The 23,755-nt window shown below is 40.8% G+C and carries 18 protein-coding genes, 1 other RNA gene and 3 pseudogenes; 14 read left to right on the top strand and 8 right to left on the bottom strand.

The window, feature by feature from the left end; all coding sequences use genetic code 11:
• From AVJ20_RS15415 to AVJ20_RS15425, 3 genes and pseudogenes are all read left to right on the top strand, one after another.
• The coding region (locus AVJ20_RS15415) for a type I secretion C-terminal target domain-containing protein (RefSeq protein WP_162689786.1) at positions 1–1,741 on the top strand (1,741 nt) is incomplete at its 5' end.
• Positions 1,742–2,002: 261 nt separating this feature from the next.
• Positions 2,003–3,201, top strand: a pseudogene (locus AVJ20_RS15420) (YncE family protein).
• An 86-nt stretch (positions 3,202–3,287) separates the two neighbouring features.
• Positions 3,288–3,752 carry a hypothetical protein gene (locus tag AVJ20_RS15425; RefSeq protein WP_111885846.1) on the top strand — a complete coding sequence of 155 codons (465 nt, stop codon included), beginning with the start codon at positions 3,288–3,290 and terminating at the stop codon, positions 3,750–3,752.
• Between the two features lie 152 nt (positions 3,753–3,904).
• Here the strand turns inward: AVJ20_RS15425 and ssrS are convergent.
• The 3 genes from ssrS to AVJ20_RS15440 form a co-directional block, all read right to left on the bottom strand.
• Positions 3,905–4,087: non-coding RNA, 6S RNA (gene ssrS, locus AVJ20_RS15430), on the bottom strand.
• Between the two features lie 99 nt (positions 4,088–4,186).
• Positions 4,187–4,474, bottom strand: a complete 288-nt coding sequence (locus AVJ20_RS15435) for a cell division protein ZapA (protein ID WP_111885847.1) — start codon at positions 4,472–4,474, stop codon at positions 4,187–4,189.
• Between the two features lie 2 nt (positions 4,475–4,476).
• Positions 4,477–5,028 carry a hypothetical protein gene (locus AVJ20_RS15440; protein ID WP_111885848.1) on the bottom strand — a complete coding sequence of 184 codons (552 nt, stop codon included), beginning with the start codon at positions 5,026–5,028 and terminating at the stop codon, positions 4,477–4,479.
• Positions 5,029–5,092: 64 nt separating this feature from the next.
• Between AVJ20_RS15440 and AVJ20_RS15445 the strand changes: the two genes are divergently transcribed.
• The 6 genes from AVJ20_RS15445 (at position 5,093) to AVJ20_RS15470 (ending at position 11,613) form a co-directional block, all read left to right on the top strand.
• Positions 5,093–5,710, top strand: a complete 618-nt coding sequence (locus tag AVJ20_RS15445; RefSeq protein ID WP_111885849.1) for a UPF0149 family protein — start codon at positions 5,093–5,095, stop codon at positions 5,708–5,710.
• Positions 5,711–5,841: 131 nt separating this feature from the next.
• The gene (gene pepP / locus AVJ20_RS15450) at positions 5,842–7,176 is read left to right on the top strand and encodes a Xaa-Pro aminopeptidase (RefSeq protein ID WP_111885850.1); all 1,335 of its coding nucleotides are present in this window, start codon (positions 5,842–5,844) and stop codon (positions 7,174–7,176) included.
• A gap of 189 nt (positions 7,177–7,365) precedes the next feature.
• The gene (locus AVJ20_RS15455) at positions 7,366–8,541 is read left to right on the top strand and encodes a tetratricopeptide repeat protein (RefSeq protein ID WP_111885851.1); all 1,176 of its coding nucleotides are present in this window, start codon (positions 7,366–7,368) and stop codon (positions 8,539–8,541) included.
• A gap of 199 nt (positions 8,542–8,740) precedes the next feature.
• Positions 8,741–9,949, top strand: a complete 1,209-nt coding sequence (gene ubiH / locus AVJ20_RS15460) for a 2-octaprenyl-6-methoxyphenyl hydroxylase (RefSeq protein ID WP_111885852.1) — start codon at positions 8,741–8,743, stop codon at positions 9,947–9,949.
• Positions 9,946–11,190, top strand: coding sequence for an FAD-dependent monooxygenase (locus AVJ20_RS15465; RefSeq protein ID WP_111885853.1), 1,245 nt, complete (start codon positions 9,946–9,948; stop codon positions 11,188–11,190). The genes ubiH and AVJ20_RS15465 overlap by 4 nt, the downstream gene beginning before the upstream one ends.
• A gap of 174 nt (positions 11,191–11,364) precedes the next feature.
• Positions 11,365–11,613, top strand: coding sequence for a hypothetical protein (locus tag AVJ20_RS15470; protein ID WP_078189169.1), 249 nt, complete (start codon positions 11,365–11,367; stop codon positions 11,611–11,613).
• Positions 11,614–11,747: 134 nt separating this feature from the next.
• Here AVJ20_RS15470 and AVJ20_RS15475 read toward each other — a convergent pair whose 3' ends face one another.
• Positions 11,748–12,170, bottom strand: coding sequence for a hypothetical protein (locus tag AVJ20_RS15475; protein ID WP_111885864.1), 423 nt, complete (start codon positions 12,168–12,170; stop codon positions 11,748–11,750).
• Between the two features lie 104 nt (positions 12,171–12,274).
• Positions 12,275–13,116: pseudogene (gene rsmI, locus AVJ20_RS15480) on the bottom strand (16S rRNA (cytidine(1402)-2'-O)-methyltransferase).
• Between the two features lie 10 nt (positions 13,117–13,126).
• Here rsmI and AVJ20_RS15485 point away from each other — a divergent pair.
• The 4 genes and pseudogenes from AVJ20_RS15485 (at position 13,127) to AVJ20_RS15500 (ending at position 16,183) form a co-directional block, all read left to right on the top strand.
• Complete coding sequence (locus AVJ20_RS15485; RefSeq protein ID WP_111885854.1) at positions 13,127–14,071, top strand: penicillin-binding protein activator; 945 nt, start codon at positions 13,127–13,129, stop codon at positions 14,069–14,071.
• A gap of 46 nt (positions 14,072–14,117) precedes the next feature.
• Positions 14,118–14,525 carry a YraN family protein gene (locus AVJ20_RS15490; protein WP_111885865.1) on the top strand — a complete coding sequence of 136 codons (408 nt, stop codon included), beginning with the start codon at positions 14,118–14,120 and terminating at the stop codon, positions 14,523–14,525.
• 60 nt (positions 14,526–14,585) lie between these two features.
• On the top strand, positions 14,586–15,284 hold the full coding sequence (locus AVJ20_RS15495; RefSeq protein WP_078192932.1) for a BON domain-containing protein: 699 nt from the start codon (positions 14,586–14,588) through the stop codon (positions 15,282–15,284).
• A gap of 25 nt (positions 15,285–15,309) precedes the next feature.
• Positions 15,310–16,183 (top strand): annotated as a pseudogene (locus AVJ20_RS15500) (alpha/beta hydrolase).
• A gap of 82 nt (positions 16,184–16,265) precedes the next feature.
• On the opposite strand, the gene nudC reads toward AVJ20_RS15500, so the two are convergent.
• The 3 genes from nudC to dnaQ all read right to left on the bottom strand — a co-directional run bounded on the left by nudC (position 16,266) and on the right by dnaQ (position 20,217).
• Complete coding sequence (gene nudC, locus AVJ20_RS15505; RefSeq protein WP_111885855.1) at positions 16,266–17,039, bottom strand: NAD(+) diphosphatase; 774 nt, start codon at positions 17,037–17,039, stop codon at positions 16,266–16,268.
• On the bottom strand, positions 17,039–18,685 hold the full coding sequence (locus tag AVJ20_RS15510) for a chemotaxis protein (protein ID WP_078192930.1): 1,647 nt from the start codon (positions 18,683–18,685) through the stop codon (positions 17,039–17,041). Before AVJ20_RS15510 ends, nudC begins: the two co-directional genes overlap by 1 nt.
• A 128-nt stretch (positions 18,686–18,813) precedes the next feature.
• On the bottom strand, positions 18,814–20,217 hold the full coding sequence (dnaQ, locus tag AVJ20_RS15515) for a DNA polymerase III subunit epsilon (RefSeq protein WP_111885856.1): 1,404 nt from the start codon (positions 20,215–20,217) through the stop codon (positions 18,814–18,816).
• Positions 20,218–20,423: 206 nt separating this feature from the next.
• Here dnaQ and AVJ20_RS15520 point away from each other — a divergent pair, with 206 nt between their 5' ends.
• Positions 20,424–23,750, top strand: a complete 3,327-nt coding sequence (locus AVJ20_RS15520) for a LysM peptidoglycan-binding domain-containing protein (RefSeq protein ID WP_111885857.1) — start codon at positions 20,424–20,426, stop codon at positions 23,748–23,750.
• The last annotated feature ends 5 nt before the right edge of the window (positions 23,751–23,755 follow it).

Genomic DNA, 23,755 nt, shown 5'->3' on the forward strand with positions numbered 1-23,755 from the left:
AACATTTAATGATGTCCCTGTTAAACCTGACGCTACAGTGTTGGAAGATGGAAAAGTAACTTTGCCGAATCCAATTGAGGGGCAGCCAGCGAATATACTGATAAACACAGTTACCATTGGTGGGGTTACGACACCGATTACACATGATTGGAATAGCGTTGTAAAAAATCCTATTGAAGTTCCAGGTGTGGGTACTTTAACGGTCACATCAACTGGTGAATTAACCTTTACCCCAGTGAAAGACTTTAGTGGTATGGTTGAAATTCCTGAAATTACTTATGCCTATGGGTCCACTGGAGAGACAATCACAACAGATGCCATCAACGTTCAGGTCACTGCTGTTGCCGACCAGCCGATGGTGGGTATTTTTAACTTTGATATACCAACGTTAGAATTGAATATTCAAACCTGGAAAAATGTTAAAAATGTTGATGGCCGTAATTTGATTGAAAATGCTGGGGATGGTGCAAATAGAGATACCCTTATCAATGCTATTGATTATTTGCGTAACAATACGAACGTAACCAATTCGGATGGTAGTATTATTGCAAATGCAGAGGCAGGAATGACTGGCAGTTTGAATGCTAGTAATTTACCGACGTTTGATGCAGTTTATATTCATGGTTTTGTATTCCTTGAAGCAGGTCAAGTCTATAAATATGAAGGAAAGGCTGATGATAGTGCTGCGATTATTATTGGTGATGGCGTTTCTACCGAACATGTCAACTGGAAAGGGGTAAATACCGAAGCAGATACTAGTTTTAGTGTGAGTCAAACAGGTTTCTATAGCTTCCAGTTCTATGCGCATAATGCTGACGGTATGGGTAATTATAACTTTAACGTTACTACAGAAGATGGTAGTGCTGGTAGTGCTGTAAGTTATTATCCAAGTGTCGATGCCATTAATGGATTGCTTACAGACACAGGTTATATTCTAGGTGACTATAATGCTGGCGTTGATGGTAAAGATGAGACAGGCTTCTATCCAATAGCTCTAGGATATCAAGGTAATGCTGAAGATGTGATTCAGTTAGATGGTATTCATGTAAAAGCAATGGATATTGATGGTTCAGAATATGTATCATTTGAAATGTCAGGCTTGCGTCCAGGTTCTATCCTCAGCTTTAAGGATGCAGCGGGTAAATCTCATTCAGTGACTGTTGGTGCAGATGGTATTGCTAATTATTCTCCTGCGGTTCAAGATGCAAGTGCATCAGAGTACACTGACTTTACTCTGACGGTTAAAGAAAAATCCCAAGAAATCCTTGATGTGACCTTGACCGCAACTTCTACGGAAATATCAAATAGTGATAAGACAACGTCTACACTGGATTTTCAAGTAAAAGTGTTGGATGCAGATGGATTTGCTGGGCGCTCAATGCTTACAGCAGAAGTTAATGATGTGAATGATTTAGCGATTGACGAAGATCCTATCTTTAAAGTTTTAAATCAAGAATACGCATTAGCGAATGGCGAAGCGAACCAGGTTGACGGGTTTACTATCGGTTCAAATGACCAAATCGACATCTCATCCTTACTTTCTGACGATGCAACTGAAGCGAATCTTGCAGAGTTTGTAACAGTAGAATATGACGAAGAAACTGATTCAGCTGTGATTTCAATTGACCGTGATGGTACATTAGGTACGGAATATGAATCACAAGATCTCGTGGTCTTGCTCAATCAAACCAGCAAAGTCGAACTAGATGACCTAATCAATAATAATCAAATTATTTACTAATCATTTGATGAACAAAAAAAGCACCTTCGGGTGCTTTTTTTTGCTTCCCAAAAAGTGAATGCAGATTGAAGACTTGGTTTTAATCAACAACTCATCGGAATTAAAACAAATATGCTATATCTACACTTGTATATTGAATAAGCTTTCTTTGCGCTTAAAAAGCGACACTTATCTGATGACGTAGCTCAAAAGGTATGCATAAAAACAAATTAATGGACAATAAAAATGAAAAAGAATCTCTGGATCAGGACACTTCTTTGTATGACGGTTGCGGTGTCGCCACTGACTTTCGCAGCGACAACCACTGCACCCGTTCCACCCAATAGCCAGCAAGTCTTTTTGTCGGCAATAACTGGGATGGTACGGTTACAGTCATCAATCCTGCAAAAAACTATCAGAAAGTTGGTGTCATCAATATGGTGCCCGACAAAAAAGAACGGCTCACTGAAATTTACCTTAACCCAGTAAAATTGATCGCCTATAGCTATATTCGTAATACAGCAGGAGAGGGAAATGATCAATTGGTCGATGACATGTATTCCACACCAGATGGCAAATCGGTAGTTGCATCACGCCCAAGTTATGCAGATGTTGTCTCGATTAACATAGCAACAGGAAAAATTAATTGGCGCACACCCGTTGAGGGATTTCGAGCAGACCATATGGCAGTATCCCCTGATGGGCAACAGGTTGCAGTATCAGCGTCTTCAGGAAATGTCGTACATATACTCGATATGAACACAGGCAAAGAACTAGGACGTTTTGCGACGGGCGATAAACCACATGAAAATATTTACTTTGATGGTGGCACAAAAATTCTTAACTCAGCCATAGGTAATGTCGAAACCTCAATGGATGCAGCGTGGCAGGATTTCACTAAAGGCAAACGCTATATCACCATTGCCGATGTTAATAATTTTAAAGTCTTGAAGAAAATTGATTTTCGTCCTGCATTGGATGCCTTTGGTCGTAAAGACCTATCAAACGCTGTGCGTCCAATTGTATTTAGCAAAGATGAATCCAAAATCTATGCGCAAGTCTCATTTTTTAATGGCTTGGTCGAATATGATCTCAATCAAGGCAAAGTCACACGCATTGCACAGCTTCCGGGAAGTACAACTATTCCCTCTGATCGCACGAAATGGGTAAATGACTCACGCCATCATGGGCTTTCGATCAGTGGAGATGGTGAAAAACTATGTGTTGCAGGAACGATGGATGATTATGCCACCATCGTCGATCGTAAAACTTTGACCGTGGCGAAATTGATTGCTGCAGGCAAACCGTATTGGGCAACGCAAAGTCCAGATGGTAAACGCTGTGTCATTTCTGAAAGTGCGACAGATGCAGTAACCGTGATCGATTTCGCGACAGGTGAAAAAGTCATCACAGTTCCAGTTGGCAATCACCCACAGCGTGTTCGTTTAGGTTATGTACCAGCAGGATGGGGCAGTCAGTAAAACAGTTTAAATCAAAAGAAAATGGAAAAATCAGAGTCAAATCGGCTCTGAATTTTTTTAATTGAAGAACATTTAGAGATTGAATCATGTATAAGAAATGGATTGTTATCGGGTTAGTGGTTGGCTTGATTTTATTGTTGATGATTCAGTTATTAAAACCAAAGCAGCAGGAGGTTCATGAACAGCTACCGTTAGATCAACAAAAAGTGTCTGAAATACGTTCAGAGCGAACTACAGAAAATGTATTGCAGTATTTAAGTTCTAATTCCAAACAATTAATACTCGACAGTGAAACGCACTCTGAGCTATTACAGCAACGTGAACAGGTATATCAACAATTTCAGCAAATAAATACGCTGATGAGTCAGGGACAGCAGCCGAATCAAAATCAAGTACTCGCTCTACTCGAGCAACAATATAACTTGGTTAAAAAAGGCGTCGTGAAATTGGATGAAGCCATTTCATCAATTCAATATTTACGACAAATACTTCCTGAAATGGACAGAGCTTTGGATAGAAAGCTAGCTAAACTGGAACAACTCAAAAAATGAATTAACTTGAATAAATACACTTTTAAACTAACCAAACTTAAATGAAATAATTAAGGGGAGAACAAAAGTAGAGTGGCGCGGAAATAGAATAGTAAATTAAAAAATGTTTTTTAAATCAAATGCTTATAATTTAAATAAGGATTTGGAAAATAAACACTCCGAAGATGCCGCTGCAAATGTCGTGACCCTGAACCCGATGAGTTCAAGGTGGACGCGACGTACACTCGCTGGGTTTCCCACTCGAGGAGGGCATACGCTCAGAATATACAGAACACATCCATAAGTTTAAGTATCGGCAGGGGATTAGACCTAGCTGGCGAACACCTCAGAGATGTGCTCAGTATAACGAATTCAGCGTTATTGGCAAATCACCAAACACTGACAAAGTGTTTAAAATGAAGCAATCGGGCAAAGTATAATCACTAAACCACCGATTAATCAGTCAATTCTTCAACTTGTTCCAAAATATTTTGCAACAAAAGTTCGCAGTTTGCATATTCTTGCAAACTCTTATTCATTGACAGGACTTCTTGCATTAATTCAAGTGCGACCATAATGATCAGCTTACTCGGTTCCATACGTGGTGCTTTACGACGAAATTCATCGTATTTTTCATTCAGTAATTGTGCTGCGCGTTCTAAATCGGCTTGTTGGTCAGAAGTCGTTGCTAAACGGAAACTATGACCTAGAACTTTTAAATCAACTGCAATTTGTTCACTCATGATCAAACTTCCTCATTACTTTCAGTCGGATGTGCCAATTGTTGAATTTCTTGCGCATGTTGATCTTGAGCTGTACCTAAAATAGCTAAACGTTGAATAATCGCTTCAACTTTTGCTTTGGCATGTTCATTTTTTTGTAATAAACGTTCACGTTCTTGCTGCAAACCTTGAATTTCTTGTTGAGCATGACGCTGTTCATTTTGCATCTTTTCTTTAACGATACGTAGCTCATTACGTTCTGCCAAAATTTCTTGAAAACGATTTTTTAGATCAGTACAGCTTTTTTCAAGACGGCTATATCGGTCAGCCAAAGCAGTTGCATCAGTATTCAGCTGTTGAAGTTGAGCACGTGAATCAGTTAATTGCTCATTCAGCGCATCAATTTCTTCTTGTTTGGAGGTGATAATACCGTTCTTATGTACAATTTGAGCATGATGGTGCTCATCAGACGAGTTTTTCTCATCTTGTAGGGCATTATTTTCGCTTTCAAATTGCGCCAGTCGCTTTTTTAAAACGCTAATATGCGCTTGGAGACGCTGTAATTCTTCTAACATAACGTAGTCGCACAGTCTTGCAAACAAAGGTAATATATACGAAGTATAGAGATTGGATAAGCGAATGCAAGACGATATTTCAGGTTGGTCAGATTGGTCCCAGAATTTTTCTAAAATTGAAGAAATTTCAAGCCCAAGTGAGTTACATGGTCTACTCACTGGTATAGTTTGTGTGTCACAACCCCCGAGTCGTGAAGAGTGGCAACAAATTTTAGCAACGCTTGATGTAGCTGAATTAGACGAAGATGCGGTGGCATTGTTGACTGAAGAAGCAGAAGATGTAGCTCATTCACTTTCAGATGATGAACTCGACTATCTTCCTTTATTACCAGATGATGATCACTTGCTAGGTGAGCGTGTGCAAGCCTTGGCAGATTGGTGTGCAGGTGTTGTTCTTGGTTTTGGTTTGGCGGCAGGTCATCTGCGCACCAATGAACAAGAATTGATTGAGCATTTACAGGATGTCGCTTCAGTAGAATTTGAAGATTCAGATGATGATGAAGAAGGTGAAGAAAGCTATCAGGAATTATACGAATTTGTTCGTTTAATCCCAGTGAGCCTGTCTATGGGACGTACCAAAGTTGATGTTTCAGAAACACCGTTGCTACAACTGAGCGCTAAAAATTCATCGGCTCAAGTGGGTAATGTGGTTGAAATGTTCACCCCACATCGTCCAAGCTAAGGCATTAATTTTGCTTATATCTATGTGAGGTATTACGTGTTTTTATACATGCCTCACATCGAATGAGAGATTCATATTCAATTGAATCAAAATTTAAACAATATCAGCCAGCAGGTATAAGAAGTATTTAAATGAAGAAATTAACTCAAGCGGATTTTCAAGAACGTCGAGACATCCTTGCGGGTGAAATGGGACTACGTAGTATTGCAATTATTGCCACGAGCAAAGAAGCCATGCGTAATCGCGACGCAGATTATAAATTTCGAGCTGATAGTAGTTTCTTTTATTTAACAGGTTTTGCTGAACCTGAAGCGGTTGCAGTGATTGAAACCTTTGATAGCGAAGAAGAAGGTTATAGCTATAGTTTGTTCTGCCGTGAACGTGACCGTGAAATGGAAATTTGGAATGGTTACCGTGCGGGTGTAGATGGGGCTGTAGAAGATTATGAAGCTGATGAGGCTTATGCCATTGATTTGCTTGATGAAGAAATTTTAGAAAAATTACAAAATAAAGATAAATTATTCTACCGTATTGGGCAGCAACCAGATTTTGATGCTCGTGTGGCGCAGTGGATTTCGGCAGCAAGTGGTGAATCACGTAAGGGTGCAGTTGCGCCTGCTCAAGTCATTCAACTAGATCGTATTATTGATGAAATGCGTTTGCATAAGTCTGATGATGAACTTGAATTGATGCAGATTGCTTCGGATATTTCAGCAGAAGCGCATACTCGTGCCATGCAAACGGTTAAACCGGGCATGATGGAATATGCACTAGAAGCAGAACTGAATTATGTCTTTGGTAAAAATGGCTGTGTGCCTTCCTATAACAGCATTGTCGGCGGCGGTGAAAATGGCTGTATTTTGCACTATGTGGAAAATGACAAAGAACTCAAAGATGGTGATTTGGTACTGATTGATGCAGCATGTGAATATCAGCTCTATGCATCAGACATTACCCGTACTTTCCCAGTCAACGGTAAATTCAGCCCTGAACAAAAAGCACTTTATAATATCGTACTCGATGCACAAATTGCGGCGATTGATGCTGTGCGTATCGGCAACTCTTATAAAGAACCACATAATGTTGCTGTACGTATTTTAGTTCAAGGTTTATTGGATCTTGGCATTATGCAAGGAGATATTGACGAAATCATCGCAAAAGAAAGTTACCGCCAATTCTATATGCATGGTACGGGTCATTGGCTTGGTATGGATGTGCATGACGTCGGTTCATACAAGCAAGACGGTGAATGGCGTGCCTATGAAGAAGGCATGGTTGTAACGGTTGAACCGGGGCTCTATATTGCGCCAGATGATGAAACAGTGGATGTAAAATGGCGTGGTATCGGTATTCGTATTGAAGATGATGTGGCTGTAACTAAAGCAGGTCCACGTGTTTTAACAGCAGCAGTGGTGAAATCTGTAGAAGACATTGAAGCGCTGATGGCGAAAGCGAAAGCCGCTTAAGTTAATATAGTAATTAAAAAAGCCGGTCAGATGATCGGCTTTTTTTATCTATAAGCAGTCATATAAATACTAGTCATATTAACAAGGTTAATTAGCAATGTAGTTGATTTTCTGATGTTAAGTTTTTACAAAAATTAGATATAAGTCTTTTTAAATTAATCGTATAAATTTTTTATTTTAATCATAATTATGGGTGTTAGAAAAGCTGGAGTGGTTATTCCCTTTAATGGCAATCAACAGGATATTGAAAGACTGGTAAATGATTGGCTGGTTTATTTTGAAGAAAACTCAAAATCTGCATTAGATATAGAGTGGCTGACGGATCATATTGTTTGTATCAATAGTGCCGGATTAGCATATTTTGCTTTTACTGAACCTGAAAAATGGAGCAGTTTGCTAAGCAGTCAGTTGCCGATGAAATGGATGATCTTCTTTGATTTTGCAGACACAAATTCAAGCTATAGCTATGCGCTTTATAAAGAGAGTGCAGAAATCAGATGTGTCATTCAAGCGGAAGAAGATGAACTTTACATGGATGGAGAAAGACAAGATTTTGAAAAGGAATGGTTAAACTTTTCAACAAGATATTTATACGAATATGTTGAAAATGGCAAAGTTCAAAAAAAATGGACGACTGATTTAAACAGTTTAAAAGAAGAAATCAATGAAGATTTGGAAAGCTATTATCAGTATTATTATTTTAGCGAAAAGGATCATTTAATTTATCATACTCAATTGGTTCGGCAGTTATTGATTGAGCTCTTTAAAAACTATGTCGGTTTTGAAATCTTTGATAGTGATTATAATCCAGTAAAGAAAATAAAGTTTAAGTATAACAATCAGCCTACTTATGATGATTATTTGAGTTTAGCCTCAAGAGGGGATATTGCAGCCCAAATTAAATTGGGTGAAATGTATGAAACGGGATGCGGCGTCGAAAAAAATGATGTTACAGCACAAGGATGGTATCAAAAAGCGGCTGATCAGGGTGATGATGCAGCGATGCTGAAGTTAGCCGTGCTGTTGTTCAAAAAACCATGTAAAACAGAGGTTCATATCGCTTTAGCTCTGCTGAATCAGTCAGTGGAAAAGGGAAATATAAACGCAAGAACGGCCCTTGCTGAAATATATGAAAAGGGCGAAATTCTTGATCAAGATTATAATGTAACAATGAGCTTGTACAAGCAATCGGCAAAACAAGGCTGTGCAATTGCTCCCTATAAAATTGGCTTAATGTATGAGCTAGGTAATGGTGTAGATCTAGATTTAAAGATGGCGAAACGCTGGTATCACCAAGCAGCGAATGCTTTTAATGTCGATGCTCAAATACGCTTAGATAAATTAATCGAAGCTTTAAAAGCTTAATTTATTCACTTGAACAGAATGTATTCAAGAATTTGATTGTTCAGTTTTTTAGCTAACAGCATCATAGATATACGTATTAAAAGTAATGCTTAACAATGTAAAAATTCATAGCCTTGATGTAAGATAAAATCCATTACAGATTATACGTATTTTGAATGCCTCTCCTGAATTCGAATACAACATAAAAAAGGATCAAAGCATGCAGCAAGAAGTCATCATTGTGGGTGGTGGAATGGTCGGACTGAGTCTGGCTCTGATGTTGGCAAAAGCAAAGATTGGCGTAAAGCTACTCGAAGCAATCAAATACCCCAATTATGATGATGCAAACCTTGCCCCATATCACTCAAGTTTCGATGCGCGAAACAGTGCATTGTCACGCCGTACGGTGCAAATTTATCAAGAACTAGGCCTCTGGGATGCTTTGCAGGAACACGCCACACCTATTTTAGAAGTGAATATTACAGAGCAAGGTAGTTTTGGTAAGGCAAGACTCAAAGCAGAACAAGAAAAAGTCGAAAGCTTTGGGCAGGTGATTGAAAATGCATGGTTAGGCCGTGTGCTGCTCACAGAAGTCAAAAAACAACAATTCATTGAATTAATTGACGGCGTACAAGTGACTTCGCTGACGCAGGATGCAGACCATGCCTATATTGAAGCAAAGCGTGCTGAAGAACAGCTCAAACTACAATCTAAAATTGTGATTGCTGCCGATGGCCGTGATTCATTCTGCCGTAAAGCCTTAGGTATTGGCGCATCGGTGCATGATTATGACCAAGTGGCGATTGTCACTACAGTACAAACCTCTAAACCGCATGGTCATGTCGGTTTCGAGCGTTTTAGTCCGCTTGGTCCGCTAGCGCTGCTGCCACTTCCAGGTGAATACCGTCGCTCAGTGGTTTGGCCTGTTCCCAAAGGAACTGAAGGCGAGTGGATGGGTGATGAAAATGATCAGCACTTCTTAGATGCTTTACAAGAAACCTATGGTGACCGTGCCGGTAAATTCCAAAAAACTGGTAAACGTTTCAGCTTCCCATTGTCGCAAGTACTTGCAGAGAAACAAGCAGTTGGACGTGTAGTGTTGATGGGGAATGCAGCACATACCATTCATCCAGTGGCAGGTCAGGGCTTCAATCTTTGTATGCGCGATGCTTATGTACTACGCCGTTATTTAAAAGAGCAAGTTGAAAAAAATGCAGATCTGGGTGATGCAGCTATGTTGCTTGATTATGAAAAATCGCGCCTGACCGATCAGCAGCGGGTGATTAAATTCTGTGATTCAGTTGTTCGTGGTTTTAGCAACCAGAACCCATTTTTAAAATTGATTCGCAATACTGGATTAGTTGCCTTTGACACCATTCCGGGGATTAAGCCTTTGGTCGCGAATTATGCAATGGGGCTAAAAGCATGAGTTTAAATCAAACAAATGTACTGGATGCCGTGATTGTCGGTGGTGGCTTGGTCGGTGGCTTAACGGCATTGTTATTGGCGCAGGGCGGTGTGCAGGCTACGGTATTGGATGCGGCACCTATTTTGGATGTAGAAAAAACCAAAAGTATTGCGAATCCTCGGGTTTTGGCACTTAGTCAAGCCACCATTCATCTACTCAAGACTGTGGGTGTTTGGGAAAAGCTTGCCCGTCAGCAGCCGTATACAGGCATGCAGGTGTGGAATAAAAATGGCTATGGAGAAATCAATTTTGGTCATGTTGCAGAGCAAACACCATCAGTTGAGCAAGCTTTAGGTTCAATGGTTGAACCAAGCGTATTGAATTTAGCCATTCAAGAAAAAATGCTAGAACAGCTTGAAGACTACCGAACCCAAGTTAAGGTCAGTCGAGTTGAGCGTGGCGTTGGTGTGTGGATCATTCACCTCGCAGATGGTACCCAGCTCAAAACAAAACTGGTGATAGGTGCAGATGGTGCAAACTCATTTGTTCGTGAGCAAGCTTTCATCGATCTAGATGTGCTGGACTATAAACAAGCCGGTGTGAGCTGTGCAATTAAAACCGCCCAACCGCATCAGCATGTAGCGCGTCAAATTTTCTTAGAAACTGGACCTTTGGCATTTTTGCCGATGGCGAGTCTGAAAAAAGAAGAAAGTGGTTATTGGCAATCCATTGTGTGGACCTTACCAGATGATTATGCCGATGAATATGTGGCTTTATCCGATGTTGAATTTACTGCGTTGCTCACTCGAGAAAGCCATCACATGCTCGGCGAAGTCTTAGAAGCAACGCCACGTGCTAAATTTCCATTGAAGGCACGAGCTGCGCAGCAATATGTGCATGATGGTCTAGCGCTGATTGGAGATGCGGCCCATGTGATTCATCCGCTTGCAGGACAAGGCGTGAATATTGGCTGTTTAGATGCAGCAGTGCTTTGCGATGTGCTTTTGACCGATAAAAAACGTGGTGTGTGGGCACATGAACAAAGTTTGAAGCGCTATGAACACCGCCGTAAAGGGCAAAACGATGCCATGATGCATAGTATGTCCGCGATTGGTTGGTTAGAAACCACAACTTTTTCTCCTGTGGTGTGGGCGCGAAACTTTGGTTTAAAACAAGTGGAAAATCAGACTGTTCTAAAAGATGCGTTTATGGCTCAAGCTAATGGTCTGAGTATTTTAAAAGATACAATCTACGCAGCTTAGGTCAAAGTCAGATATTTTTTAGACAGTCGTATAAACAAGGTTACGATTTTGATTAAAAAAGATACGATTTTTTGATTATGGGTACTAGTCGAAATGCTCAGAGATTGCTAAATTTCTGTTAATTTAAAACCAGCCATTCGCTGGCAAACAGAAGTCATTCGCGGGGAGAACACAATGACTGATATGAACGATTATGATGATCCAGAAGATTCAGTAGTTGATGAAGATGAAGCACAAGCAGCTGAAAAAGGTGCAGGTGACGCAGCTGATTCTGCCTCTGATGGTGACACCTCTGAAGCTGAAACATTAACAGTGACTGCAAAACTAAAACAACGTCAGGCGCTTGAAGATGAAGTTGCGGCGTTCTTAGCGCGTGGTGGTCGTATTACCGAAGTCCCTCCAGACGAATCGGCAAAAGATTAAAAGTGAAAAAACACCACGTCATGTGGTGTTTTTTTTTGCTTCATTCGCTTGTGCGATGATGAACGTCATTCATTTTTTAACTCTGTAGCATGTTTGCTCAAGAAGTTAAGTCGTTAATAAGATGTGAAGTCGCTTCAAGCCGTCTTTGGCTTCATATATTTACGACTGATCGCGTAAATAGGATAAAACACAAAATGCAGTAAAAGCAAAAACATACAATTGATAATGAATGCAGCAATATACGGCGGTGCATGCATGGCCGCCACAGCAGCGACAAAAGATTGAAAAAGTAATACCGCACTCAAAACGACATAAGCCCAATAACGATGCCTATCCCAAAATTGGCTCAGTTTCAGTAAATTACCGACTATAAAATAGAGGGAACAATATCCACAGACCATCGCAATCGCGCTATGATCGGCCGTCATTTGCTCGCCACTAATATAGTGCGGATAGGGTTGAATGCCAGTATAAATAATATGTGCAAGGGCCGTGAGCCAAACCAGATTAAAGAGAATGAACACCAGCGGTTTTTTGACAGACAGATTTATGGACATGTTATAAGCAACTTTTTTCATTCTATTTAAATTATTGTATGGGATAGCTTATGGAACCCGTAGGTCCCATAAGCGGTTCAAATTAAAAATAAAAAAAATTAAGCTTAATCGTTCGCTTGGGTTAACTCTAAAGCACGTTGATAGGCCACTTTCTTTTTAATCCCAGTTAAATCAGCAGCCAACTGAGAGGCAGCTTTAACGGACAAGTCTTGAAGTAAACGCGTCAACAATTTGTCTAACTTTTCTTGCTCTAGGTCTTTTTCTTCGGTCGCACCACCAATCACCAAAACAATTTCGCCTTTTTGCTGATTATGATCAGATTCGACAAAATGAACCAATTCACCCAAAGACATTTTTTTAATGGTTTCAAATGTTTTGGTAATTTCACGTGCAAAGCCCACAGGACGATCTGCACCAAAGACATTCGACATATCTTTTAGGCAGTCCACAATACGGTGCGGCGCTTCATAAATAATCATGGTTTGAGTTTCGTCTTTCAGTTTTTCCAGTGCTAAAAGACGTTGTGACTGTTTAGAAGGTAAAAAGCCTTCGAAACTAAAACGGTCACTGGGTAGGCCGACAGCACTGAGAGCTGCAATGGCAGCACAGCACCCGGCACAGGAATGACACGAATATTTTTTTCTTGTGCAGCACGAACCAGTTTAAAGCCGGGGTCACTGATTAATGGCGTGCCTGCATCACTGATCAGCGCCATATTTTCACCTTTTTCTAGGCGTTCAATGAGCTGGTCTATTTTGTTGCTTTCGTTATGGTCGTGACAAGCAGTTAAAGGCGTATTGATACTAAAATGTTTAAGTAATTGTGCGGAAGTTCGTGTATCCTCGGCGGCAATAATTTTAACCGACTTCAATACCTCAATTGCACGATAACTAATATCATCTAAGTGCCCGATTGGAGTTGCAACAACAAATAACTGAGCACTCATAGGTTTCTCCATGTTGGATAATAAGAACAAAATTTTGGGTCTTTGCCTTTTAAGCAGTCTGTTTACTGCTGCACAGGCAGACGTCTTGGTCATTCTACCTGAATCTGGCCTTATGGCGCGAGCCGCATCCAGTATTAAGCAAGGTTTCAATAGTGCATATCAATCGTCAGACTACAAAGTACCCATTAAGTTTGTAGATTCAAATCAAAAGCAAATTGAAGCGATATTGAAGCAACAGGTCAATAAAAAAACTCAATTGGTGATTGGCCCTTTAGCACGCCAAGATGTTGAAGCACTTGTAAAAGCAAAGCCTAAAGTCCGCGTGTTGGCTTTAAATGAAACGACGAGCCAAATTCCAAACGTCTGGCAGTACAGTCTATCAAAACGTGATGATGCTTTAGCACTCCAAAAAGTCTTCGAAAAAGACAAATTAGCGCAAGTGTTAGTGTTACGTCAGCCTGCAACAGAGGCTGAACATGAATTACTACTCATGTCCTTAATTAGTCAAAGTTCAGTGCCGATACAAGTGGTTGAACAACTCCCAACGAAGCTGGACAAAAATCAAGGGGTGCTGTTGTTAGGCAATAATGAATGGATAAACAGTCAAACAAAACTGCCTAAAGCAAAACTATATACCGTTGCCAATGCGATTGAAGCCACAAAGCCCATTCCTGTAGGGCTGAAATTTTGTGATGCACCTGCATTGCATGACGCGCGTTGGCCTGACCTGATCCGAGCTTATGAGGAAAATCCAGTAGATATGCCATATCAACGTCTTTTAGCTTTTGGCGGAGACACATGGCATATCGCAAAACAATATTTGCAAGAACCGAAATTAAAAAGCATTGAGTTTCAGGGGCGAACAGGGCTAATCAAAATTAGTCAAAATAATATTCAGCGTGTTCCTCACTGCTATGAGCGAAGTAAAAAAGGCATCGTTGCGATCTCACTTTAGGGATGAAACGATGCAGCTAAACTTAGAGCAGATGAATTTGGGACAGATGAATCTGGGGCAGTGGGCAGAACGGCAAGCGCTGCGTTTGGTTAAGCAGCAAGGCTATGTACAGGTGCAACAGAATTATCATAGTCGTTATGGTGAAATTGATTTGATCGTTGCACGTGGTCAAGAATTGGTGTTTATTGAAGTTAAAGCCCGTTCGAATACCCGCTATGCCCAAGCCATCGAAAGTATCTCTATTCACAAACAACGTAAGATGATGAAGACTGCGTTGCATTTTTTAAATGAACAGTCACATTTTCAAAATTATTATTGTCGCTTTGATGCAATTTGTTTTGATTTTTATCAACACTTTGCAAAAACACTACAGCAAGACTTTTCTAAATACCCGTATCATCAGCAATGGATTGAAAATGCTTTTACTTTTGATCAAGAGTTGATTAATCTTTGATAAAACAAACTGTGTAAACGCATAGAAAAATACGTGTGGAAATTTGAGGAGTCGTGCTGAGTGGTTAAGCGTATTGCAATAACGATGCTTTGTGTCGCAAGTTTATCTGGCTGTGCGAGTTTTATTTCGAATGGAACAGGATCAGCACCTGTAGGAACTGAAAGCGGCGCACGCTCATTGGGACAAGTTTTTATTGACTCTTCCATTGTTCGAACAGCAAAAATTAATTTATATAAATTAGATACTCGTTTTAAACAGTCACGTGTCAATATTGAAAGTTTTCATGGCAATGTCTTATTGACTGGGCAAGTGCCGGATAATCATTTAAAAGAATTGGCAGAAGAAAATGTCCGTTCAATGAGTGATGTCAAAACTGTACATAACTATATTACAGTGGGTAATCAGATCAGCTATAGCACCATCATGCAAGATACTGCGGTCACTGCGAATACCCGTGGTTTGATTATGAAAGCGCCTGTGGTATCTGACAGCAAAGTACACATTCATACTGAAGATGCTGTTCTTTATGTGATGGGCCGTTTAAACAGTGCGGAAATCACAGACTTAAATCAAATCTTGCAACAAGTGGGTAATGTAACGCGAATTGTCACTTTAATCGATAATATTGATCAGAACCCAAATCCACAGGCACGTTCAATTAACTCAAGTTACACCACACCTGCTGTAGGCAATGTGCAACCTGAAGTACAAACGCCTGTAGCGATAGATCCGGATGCTGTCGATCCAAATGCTCAATAAAATGTCGGAAATGATGCTGTAAAATATGAATCAATGGTCTCTGCGGCTTCAGCAAAAAATGGATTTGGCTAAATCTTTATACCGAAATTTTCGGTTATATGATTTTGGCAGTTATGCTTTAAATCGACTGACACCCAAACAAGGATATCATGTTCAAAACAATATCCCTTATGGTCTTAAAGCGCGCCATCGCCTAGATTTGTATCGCACGTCAGCACCTCGTCCGCAACGTCCACTCATAGTTTTTGTACATGGTGGTGCGTGGATGCATGGTGACAAAAAGGACTATGGATTCATTGGTGAGGCTTTTGCAAAAGAAGGCTTCGATGTTGCTGTCATCAATTACAATCTCGCACCTGAGTATATTTTTCCGGCTTCAATTGATGATCTTAGCCTTGCATTAAACTATTTGCAGGCAGTCTCAGCATAAGTTGCAGATTAAAGTGGAAAATGTGGTGTTAATGGGACATTCGGCAGGGGCATTTAATGTCATGTCTGCACTGTATCATCCGACGCCATATCAGCTGCAAGTGAAAGAGAATATTCGTGCAATTGTGGGATTGGCAGGGCCATATCATTTTGATTATAAGGGTGATCCGATTTGTGCAGATGCCTTTGATCAAAATGTACCGTATCAACAAGTGATGCCGTATTATTTTGTTGAGCACAATCAAGTGAAGCATTATCTATTCACTGCGGATAAAGACAATATCGTTGGCCATAGCAATAGTGAAGATTTTGATCGTCGATTAAAAGCCTCAGGCAACCATAGTCAATTGATTCAAATCCCTCGTGTTGGGCACATTACGATGATTGGTTCAGTTTCGAGTCTATTTAGTCGCTTCTTTAAAACCAAAGCTGAAATCATGCGTGTACTCGATGAAATTAGTCCACCTTAATGTCTTTGGTTAAATGATTGAAATAAAAACCGCCAAGTATGGCGTTTTTTTATTGCATGATTTATTTACTAAAAATAGCTACTTATAACCATGCTTCGGTGTCATCTGCAACAGCAGACCCATGGATGACATGCATAATCATCGAATGGGCGATACTTCCTTTGAACGGAATTTCAGGTAATGCATCAAATTTAAAGAAAGCCGCATCACTTATTTCTTCTTCTTGTAATTGAAGTTCACCTGAAGCATATTCTGCTTTAAAGGCGATCATTAAATTACTTGGGAAGGGCCAAGGTTGGCTTGCCAAATATTGAATATTTTTGACCTTCAGCCCAACTTCTTCTTCAGTTTCACGACGAACTGCTTCTTCTAGAGTTTCACCCACTTCAACAAAACCTGCGATCAATCCATACATGGCACGGACATTTTTTGCATTTTTTGCCAATAAAATTTCATCTTCGCCACGGGTAATGACGGTAATGACACAAGGATTGACACGAGGGTATTGGTGATAGCCGCAAGCAGGGCAAACCATGGCATATTCTGTGGCGTGGACTTTAGTTGCAGTACCGCAGTGGCTACAAAATTTATGATTACGGCGCCATTCTAAGAGTTGAATAGCACGGCTGGCTTGTTCAAATTGCTGTACATTCCAAAGTTGTAAAAGCTGACGAATAGGAATGAGTTGTAAGCCCTCAGGAATAGGCTCATTTTCAAGTAGGTCACGGGCAATCACTTGATCACCCGTGCCAATATTTAAATCACTTGCGAGTTGCTCAACTTCGGGAAGTTGAAAGTTTTCATCGACCAGCAATTGCTGTTGTTTGAAGATATACGCAAGTGATAATTTAGACATTAGGCTGCTGCTGATTTCAGTTTTTCGCTACTGTCCAATGCTACCTTAAACATGCCCTGTAAAACAGGTTGTTTGTTCTTTAAATTGTCAATCAACATATCTGCGCTTGCCAATGAATCTAATGCTTGATTCACTTCATTTGCTTCAATCGCAGTTGAAGACTCAACACGTTTCAAAATGAATTGAGCTGTTGAATTCAGCGCATTTTGAGCCGCATCTGCATTGAGGAACAACATCGCACCACCAATTTCACGGAATTGAGTTGCAGTCGCTTCAAGTTGTGTCAAATCTTGGTTTTGTAAATACTGAACCAAAGATTGGCTAGCAGCATCAATTAAAACCTTGGTCTCATTTAACAGAGCAGCGTGTGCTTCATCTAAACGGTCGAGTGAAATATTCATATTATTCACACGAAGTTGTAAGCGGCTAGAAGTGTGATGACGCTCAAGCACACCAATCGAGTTCATGGCAGACAAGATATTGTTCATCAACTGCTGGGCAAAGCTTTCATCTTGTAAAATCTCAGCATTACCTAATGACGCAGCTTGACGCGACAGGTCGTTATACGCTTCATTTAAGTTCAAGACTTTGAAAATATTTGCCAATTCGTTTAATTTCGCTTGAAGTTCTTGGGTTTTTTCAGGCGTCATATTTTGATAGTTAAATTCAATATCATTACGAATTTGCGTCATTTCAGTCGTAACCAATTCACCAATGGTATGCATGGTGTCGAAGTCAGGACCATATAAATGACGACTGAAAACTTGCAATTGGGTGTCGGTAAGAAGGTCTTCACCGATATTTAATTTGCCACGAATATGATGAGAAATGTCATCTTCTTGGCTAATGTTTAGACTTAAGACATTGGCTAAATCAGAAATGGATGCTTTAAAGCGCTCAGTTCCTGCAAAATATTGAGCCATATTGCGCTCAATGCTCACCAAGGTACGTAAGCGAGCATCGGTAATTAAGATTTGATCAATTTGATTAAACGCAACAAAAACCAAGTTCCAATATTGTTTGCTTGGATGTTTGTCTGAAAGACCTGCTAAATACGCACCGACCAATTTAATCGCTTGCAGATCCAGCTCAGTTTCTTCTTGTTTAATCAATTTATTCAACGCCAACTTATACAGACGGTGAACGTATTTTGATTTTTCAAGTGCAGGAGCTTGAGGTAGGTCAAAGTCAGGAGTAATACAATCGAGTAGGGACTCAATGTGTTGGCCTTCCGACGTTAGAGGTTTACCTAAAGATAGTTCTAGACGATTAAGACTGTCCAGCAGGAATTGTGGAATTTTAACTTCACGTAGGCAGATAAATTCGATGTAGCGTTTCAGCATGGTCGTGCCTTCGCTCAGTGCGATGACATCTTGAGTGTTAATTTGCGCAGGATTCCCCATGATCTTGCGCATTAACTCTGCTGAATATTGAGCGATTTTTGCCAAACTTGGCATATCAACTAAAGCTAGTACTTGAGCACATTGTTCAAATTGAATCAGTGCATCATCAATCCCGAAAGGTAAAGTTTGATCTTCAACTAAGGTGCTGACTGCTGATTCGACTAACTTGATTGAGTTATCAACCTCATTTTTTATTATCAGCAAAGCCGTTGGATCAAAATGGATAGAGGTTTGGTAAGACATGTATCTGCACCTTTCCTAGATGTTTTATCTTGTTTATTAACCGCCCCTTAAGGCGGCCCATGTTTATGGTTTTACTATAGCGTATGTAAGAATTGTTTATATACAAAAAGTAACACGAAATTTAGATTTTATTTCGCAAAAAGGCAAGGTGTACCATGTTTTTCTTCAAATTGTTTGACCCATGTCTCATGGGCTTCAAGTTCATCTGCTGAAGGTAAAATCACGGGTAAATCTATTTCAACAGCGGCGCGGGTTTGCGAACCATCTTCATTTTGCGAGTGGGTCAGGGCATCGATATCAAAGGATACCTGACCACCCGTCATTGCTAAGTATACGTCAGACAGAATTTCCGCATCGAGTAAGGCACCATGGAAGGTACGGTCACGTTGTGGAATTTCGTAACGACGCACTAATGCATCGAGTGAGTTTTTCTGGCCTGGATGCTTGGCTTTGGCCATAGCCAAGGTATCGGTGACTTCGCAAACTTCAGATAAGGCCACAAAACCGGCACGTTTGAACTCCATATCAAGGAAGTTCATATCGAAGGTTGCGTTATGCGCAATGATTTCTGCGCCTTTTAGATAGTCAAATAAGACATCAGCAATTTCAGCATACAGTGGTTTGTCTTTTAGAAAGTCATCACTGATTCCGTGAATATTTTCAGATTCACCGACAGGTTTTTGCGGGTTGATATAAATATGAATTGAGCTACCGGTCAGTTTGCGGTTAATCATTTCCACTGCACCGACTTCAATAATACGGTCGCCATCTTGGAAATAGAAACCTGTGGTTTCCGTATCCAAAATTAATTGTCGTGGGCCAGATACATCGACAGTTGCTGGTGTAATGACAATCATTGGATGGATTTCAGCAGCTTGCTTAGACTGTATAGGGGCAGCTTCATTCAACGCTGAAGCAGTGTCTGTTGCTTGTTGTTCTATCGTAATGTCATCAATCTGCTCTGCGTCAATAGCTGACTCGGCTGAGATTTCTTCTGCTTCATCCTCGCTATCAGCAAATTCAAGTCCAAATGGATCATTTAATAGCCAGTCAGGTTCAGCTTTTTTTTTAGGTGCTTCAGCTGTAGATGATGCCGCTTGTTTGATGTGTTCGAGGGTTTTTTCTGCGCCTAGATTGGCCAATTGATCGGCCATTTCATTTCCCGGATGGCCTGCATGCCCTTTAATCCAGTTCCATTCAATTTCCCGACCCTGACAAGTTGCATCCAGTAATTTCCACAGATCTGGATTTTTAACATCTTTCCAGTTTTTCTTTTTCCAACCATGAATCCACTCGGTAATGCCTTGTTTGACATAGTTAGAGTCTGTCCAAATAATCAGTTTTGCATCGGACGGACAGTGTTGAATGCCTTCAATTGCAGCAGTCAATTCCATACGGTTATTGGTGGTTTCAGCTTCGCCGCCGCAGAGTTTTTCTTCTCCAGTTTCACGGATGATATAGGCCCCCCAACCCCCTAAGCCAGGGTTGCCTTTACATGCACCATCAACATAAAGCGTGATTGTTTGAGACATAAATCAAATCCGGAGAAAAACGAGCATTCAGAACCGTATATTGTATAACGCAAATGACGGGGAGAAATCCATTTCTAGCGATTTTTTTAATTTCTTGTAACATTTATACTGAAATAGCGTTAAATTAACGCCTTGTGTCTGTATTCTGCTTCACTACAATGGCATATCTAAAAAATAAATTTTATATGAGTTGTCTGGATTTTTTTATGTATAAATCAACTGCGACTGTCTGGCAGCCTACGTTACCACAAATTTTTAAATTTACAGTCTTGGGTTCTGCGCTCGCAGCTCTTGGTCTGACGGGCTGTTCTTCATCGCAAACGACTAAGCAGAACTCAGCAAGTAAACAAGTTGGCTCAAACTTTCTCGATGCCAATAGTTTAGATTCACTCGAAGATTTACTTTCTGCAACAGACATGCGTGCCGTAGAAGGCGATCGCCTTTTAGTGCTGAAGCATGGTGATGTCTGGAAGCGTATGACTGTGGGTTTCAAAATGGATTTGAACCACTGGGATACGCGAATTGAAGCGCAGCGTGGTTGGTTTATCTCACGTCAACCATATATTGATCGTTTAAGTGCGCGTGCGTCCCGTTATTTATATCACACGGTTAAAGAAGCAGAACGTCGTGGTTTGCCGACTGAGTTGGCGTTATTACCAGTGATTGAAAGTTCTTATGACCCAGCAGCAACCTCAAGTGCAGCCGCAGCAGGCTTATGGCAATTTATTCCAAGTACTGGACGTATTTACGGCTTAAAACAAACCTCAATGTATGATGGTCGTCGTGACGTAGTGGAATCAACGCGTGCAGCTTATGAGTTTTTAGGTGCGCTACATAACCAGTTCGGTTCGTGGGAATTGGCTTTGGCTGCATATAATGCAGGGCCGGGCCGCATTCAACAGGCGATTAACCGTAACCGTGCGGCAGGTTTGCCAACGGATTATTGGTCACTAAAACTGCCCCAAGAAACCATGAACTATGTCCCACGTTTCTTGGCTGTTGCTCAAATTATTAAAAATCCAAGTGCCTATGGCGTAAGTTTGCCACCAATTGCCAACCGTCCACACTTTCGTGAAGTAGCTGTAGGGCCTGCAAATTTAAATGAAATTGCATCTATTACCGGTTTAAGCCGTGCAGAACTCTATGCACTAAACCCTGGTCATCGTGGCGATGTGATTGATAGCAGCAGCCCAATGCGGATTTTAATTCCTGCGGATGTGAGTCCATCAGTTGATGCACGTTTGAAAAAATTACAATCAGGTGGTTCATCAGGTTATTGGGCAAGTAATTCAACTTATAACTTACCAAAAAATAATGTTGAAATAACACCGTCACGTGTTACTCCGCCGGAATTAAATAGTAAAACTATTCAGCCCGCTAAAGTGACGCCACCTACGCTTAAAACACAGCCGACAGTGACAGCTTCTGCCAAACCACCTGTAGTCGCTGCAACGGTAACGCCGAGTGTTCCATCAGGAACGAAAGGCAAAACGCCAATAGGATCATCTGCTTTGGCTGCTTTTGCATCGAATAGTGATATTCCAAGTGCGCCGCGTATACCAGTCGCTGTAACACCTTCGACGCCTGTGAAAGCCGTGTCTGTCGAGCCACCACTCAGCGCAAATGAGCGTGAGCAAATCATGGCGGCTATTAAAGCCGAAGGTGAGACCAAAACAGTCGATGAGGTATTAAAACCAGTAGCGACTAAAGCAGAACAAGAAGAAGTCGTTCAGGAAATTAAAGCTATTGCGCCGAAAGGCACTGAAATTGTCGATCCTTATGATGGCAAGATTAAGTTGACTGCGATTCAGACCAGTCAGTCAATTGCAGACCAACAAGGTAAAGAACTGACGAAAGGGTTCTCTTACCCGAAAAGCGTGGCTGAAAATACAGGTGCAGATTCCGAAGAAGCCAAACGCAACCAAGGTAAAAATGTCATTCGTACAGATTCTGAAATTGTAGTTGTACCACCTAAAGGTAAACGCAGTACTTATACAGTTTTGGCGGGCGACACATTAGCGTTGATCGCGATGAAAAATGGCGTGAATTGGCGTGATATTGCAGCTTGGAACCAAATTTCGCCAGATTCGACCTTGTATGTCGGTACGACCATCTATTTATATGATGCGAAACCGATTGTGCAAAATAATGAAGAATCGAAAGCTAAGCCTATCGCAGATAGCTATGTGGTGAAAGCAAATGATAGTCTTACAGCTGTTGCGAGCCAATTTGGTTTAAGTACGAAGCAACTCGCCGACTACAATGGTTTAACCACCACGAGTGGTTTATATGTTGGACAGAAATTATCCCTAAAAGAAACGCCTGCATCGAAAGCAAAATTGGAAGCTGATAAGAAAGCCGCTCAAGTTGTCGAAAAACCTGCAAAAGTTCAAACCAAATCCTACACGGTAAAACGTGGTGAATATCTAAAACTCATTGCAGATCGTTATGCGCTGTCAAATCAAGAGTTGGCAGATTTAACAACTGGCTTAACAGCTGGCAGTAGCTTGATGGTGGGGCAAAAAATTAATGTGCCATTACAAGCTGTAGCAGAAGTTGAGAAGCTCGAAAGCAAAGTCGTGAATCGCATTGAAAATGTCAAAGTTGATCCTGCGTATAAAGTTGAAAGCTATAAAGTGCAGCGTGGTGATACGCTTTACAGCATTGCGACGCAGTCAAAGATCAGTTTGTCAGAATTGGCGAGTCTAAATGATATGTCGGTAAATAGTGGGCTGATGGCTGGGCAAAGCATTAAAGTTCCTGCAAGTTCAACTGTTCCGGATACATATGTGGTGCAGTCTGGCGATACACTGACGGGCATTGCTAGTCGCTATGATTTAGGCATGGACTATGTCGCAAATTTAAATGGTATAGAGCGTAGTTCTGGTCTACGCGTTGGGCAGAAATTAAAATTAACAGGTGATGTCGCACCGGTTAAAGTAGAAACCAAAGCTGAGGCGACCAAAATTGAAAGCAAAACCAATACACGAACGAATTCCGTTGATGCGACCGATATTCATGTGGTGAAATCAGGTGAAACATTGGGTGTGATTGCGAAGAAATATCATCTTCAATTACGTTATTTAGCTGAATTAAATGGCCTAAATACCAATAGTGCGATTCGTGTAGGGCAGCGTTTAAAAGTAGATGGTGAACTACCTGCTGATGTAGCTAGTAAAGCAACTGAAACCAAAAAAACGGAAGCTAAATCCTCTACGAGCAATGTGAGACCAGCAAATACTGAAAGCTATACTGTGAAATCAGGCGAGTCTTTAAATTCGATTGCTAGTCGGACAGGTTTAACTGTGGCAGCATTGGCTGAATTAAATAACTTGAACCCGCGTGCAGGACTGCGTGTCGGTCAAAATTTACAAGTCCCTAAAACTATTAGTGAATACCGTATTAAACGCGGCGATACATTGATTGGTTTAGCAAGCCGTTATGGACTTGATACATCAAAACTTGCTGAAATGAATGATATACAACCGTCTGCTCAGTTACGTATTGGTGAAGTCATTAAAGTACCGAATTAAGCAAC

Source organism: Acinetobacter sp. CFCC 11171, assembly GCF_003268405.1.
Classification (GTDB): domain Bacteria; phylum Pseudomonadota; class Gammaproteobacteria; order Pseudomonadales; family Moraxellaceae; genus Acinetobacter; species Acinetobacter amyesii.

What these genes read in the sequence shown, in the direction of transcription:
- pepP (WP_111885850.1), top strand. Translation starts at nt 5,842, where the DNA reads ATGAAGAAATTAACTCAAGCGGATTTTCAAGAACGTCGAGACATCCTT.
- AVJ20_RS15485 (WP_111885854.1), top strand. Translation starts at nt 13,127, where the DNA reads ATGTTGGATAATAAGAACAAAATTTTGGGTCTTTGCCTTTTAAGCAGT.
- AVJ20_RS15435 (WP_111885847.1), bottom strand. Translation starts at nt 4,474, where the DNA reads ATGAGTGAACAAATTGCAGTTGATTTAAAAGTTCTAGGTCATAGTTTC.
- AVJ20_RS15510 (WP_078192930.1), bottom strand. Translation starts at nt 18,685, where the DNA reads ATGTCTTACCAAACCTCTATCCATTTTGATCCAACGGCTTTGCTGATA.
- AVJ20_RS15470 (WP_078189169.1), top strand. Translation starts at nt 11,365, where the DNA reads ATGACTGATATGAACGATTATGATGATCCAGAAGATTCAGTAGTTGAT.
- AVJ20_RS15465 (WP_111885853.1), top strand. Translation starts at nt 9,946, where the DNA reads ATGAGTTTAAATCAAACAAATGTACTGGATGCCGTGATTGTCGGTGGT.
- AVJ20_RS15475 (WP_111885864.1), bottom strand. Translation starts at nt 12,170, where the DNA reads ATGTCCATAAATCTGTCTGTCAAAAAACCGCTGGTGTTCATTCTCTTT.
- AVJ20_RS15445 (WP_111885849.1), top strand. Translation starts at nt 5,093, where the DNA reads ATGCAAGACGATATTTCAGGTTGGTCAGATTGGTCCCAGAATTTTTCT.
- dnaQ (WP_111885856.1), bottom strand. Translation starts at nt 20,217, where the DNA reads ATGTCTCAAACAATCACGCTTTATGTTGATGGTGCATGTAAAGGCAAC.
- AVJ20_RS15425 (WP_111885846.1), top strand. Translation starts at nt 3,288, where the DNA reads ATGTATAAGAAATGGATTGTTATCGGGTTAGTGGTTGGCTTGATTTTA.
- AVJ20_RS15440 (WP_111885848.1), bottom strand. Translation starts at nt 5,028, where the DNA reads ATGTTAGAAGAATTACAGCGTCTCCAAGCGCATATTAGCGTTTTAAAA.
- AVJ20_RS15455 (WP_111885851.1), top strand. Translation starts at nt 7,366, where the DNA reads ATGGGTGTTAGAAAAGCTGGAGTGGTTATTCCCTTTAATGGCAATCAA.
- AVJ20_RS15490 (WP_111885865.1), top strand. Translation starts at nt 14,118, where the DNA reads ATGAATCTGGGGCAGTGGGCAGAACGGCAAGCGCTGCGTTTGGTTAAG.
- ubiH (WP_111885852.1), top strand. Translation starts at nt 8,741, where the DNA reads ATGCAGCAAGAAGTCATCATTGTGGGTGGTGGAATGGTCGGACTGAGT.
- nudC (WP_111885855.1), bottom strand. Translation starts at nt 17,039, where the DNA reads ATGTCTAAATTATCACTTGCGTATATCTTCAAACAACAGCAATTGCTG.
- AVJ20_RS15520 (WP_111885857.1), top strand. Translation starts at nt 20,424, where the DNA reads ATGTATAAATCAACTGCGACTGTCTGGCAGCCTACGTTACCACAAATT.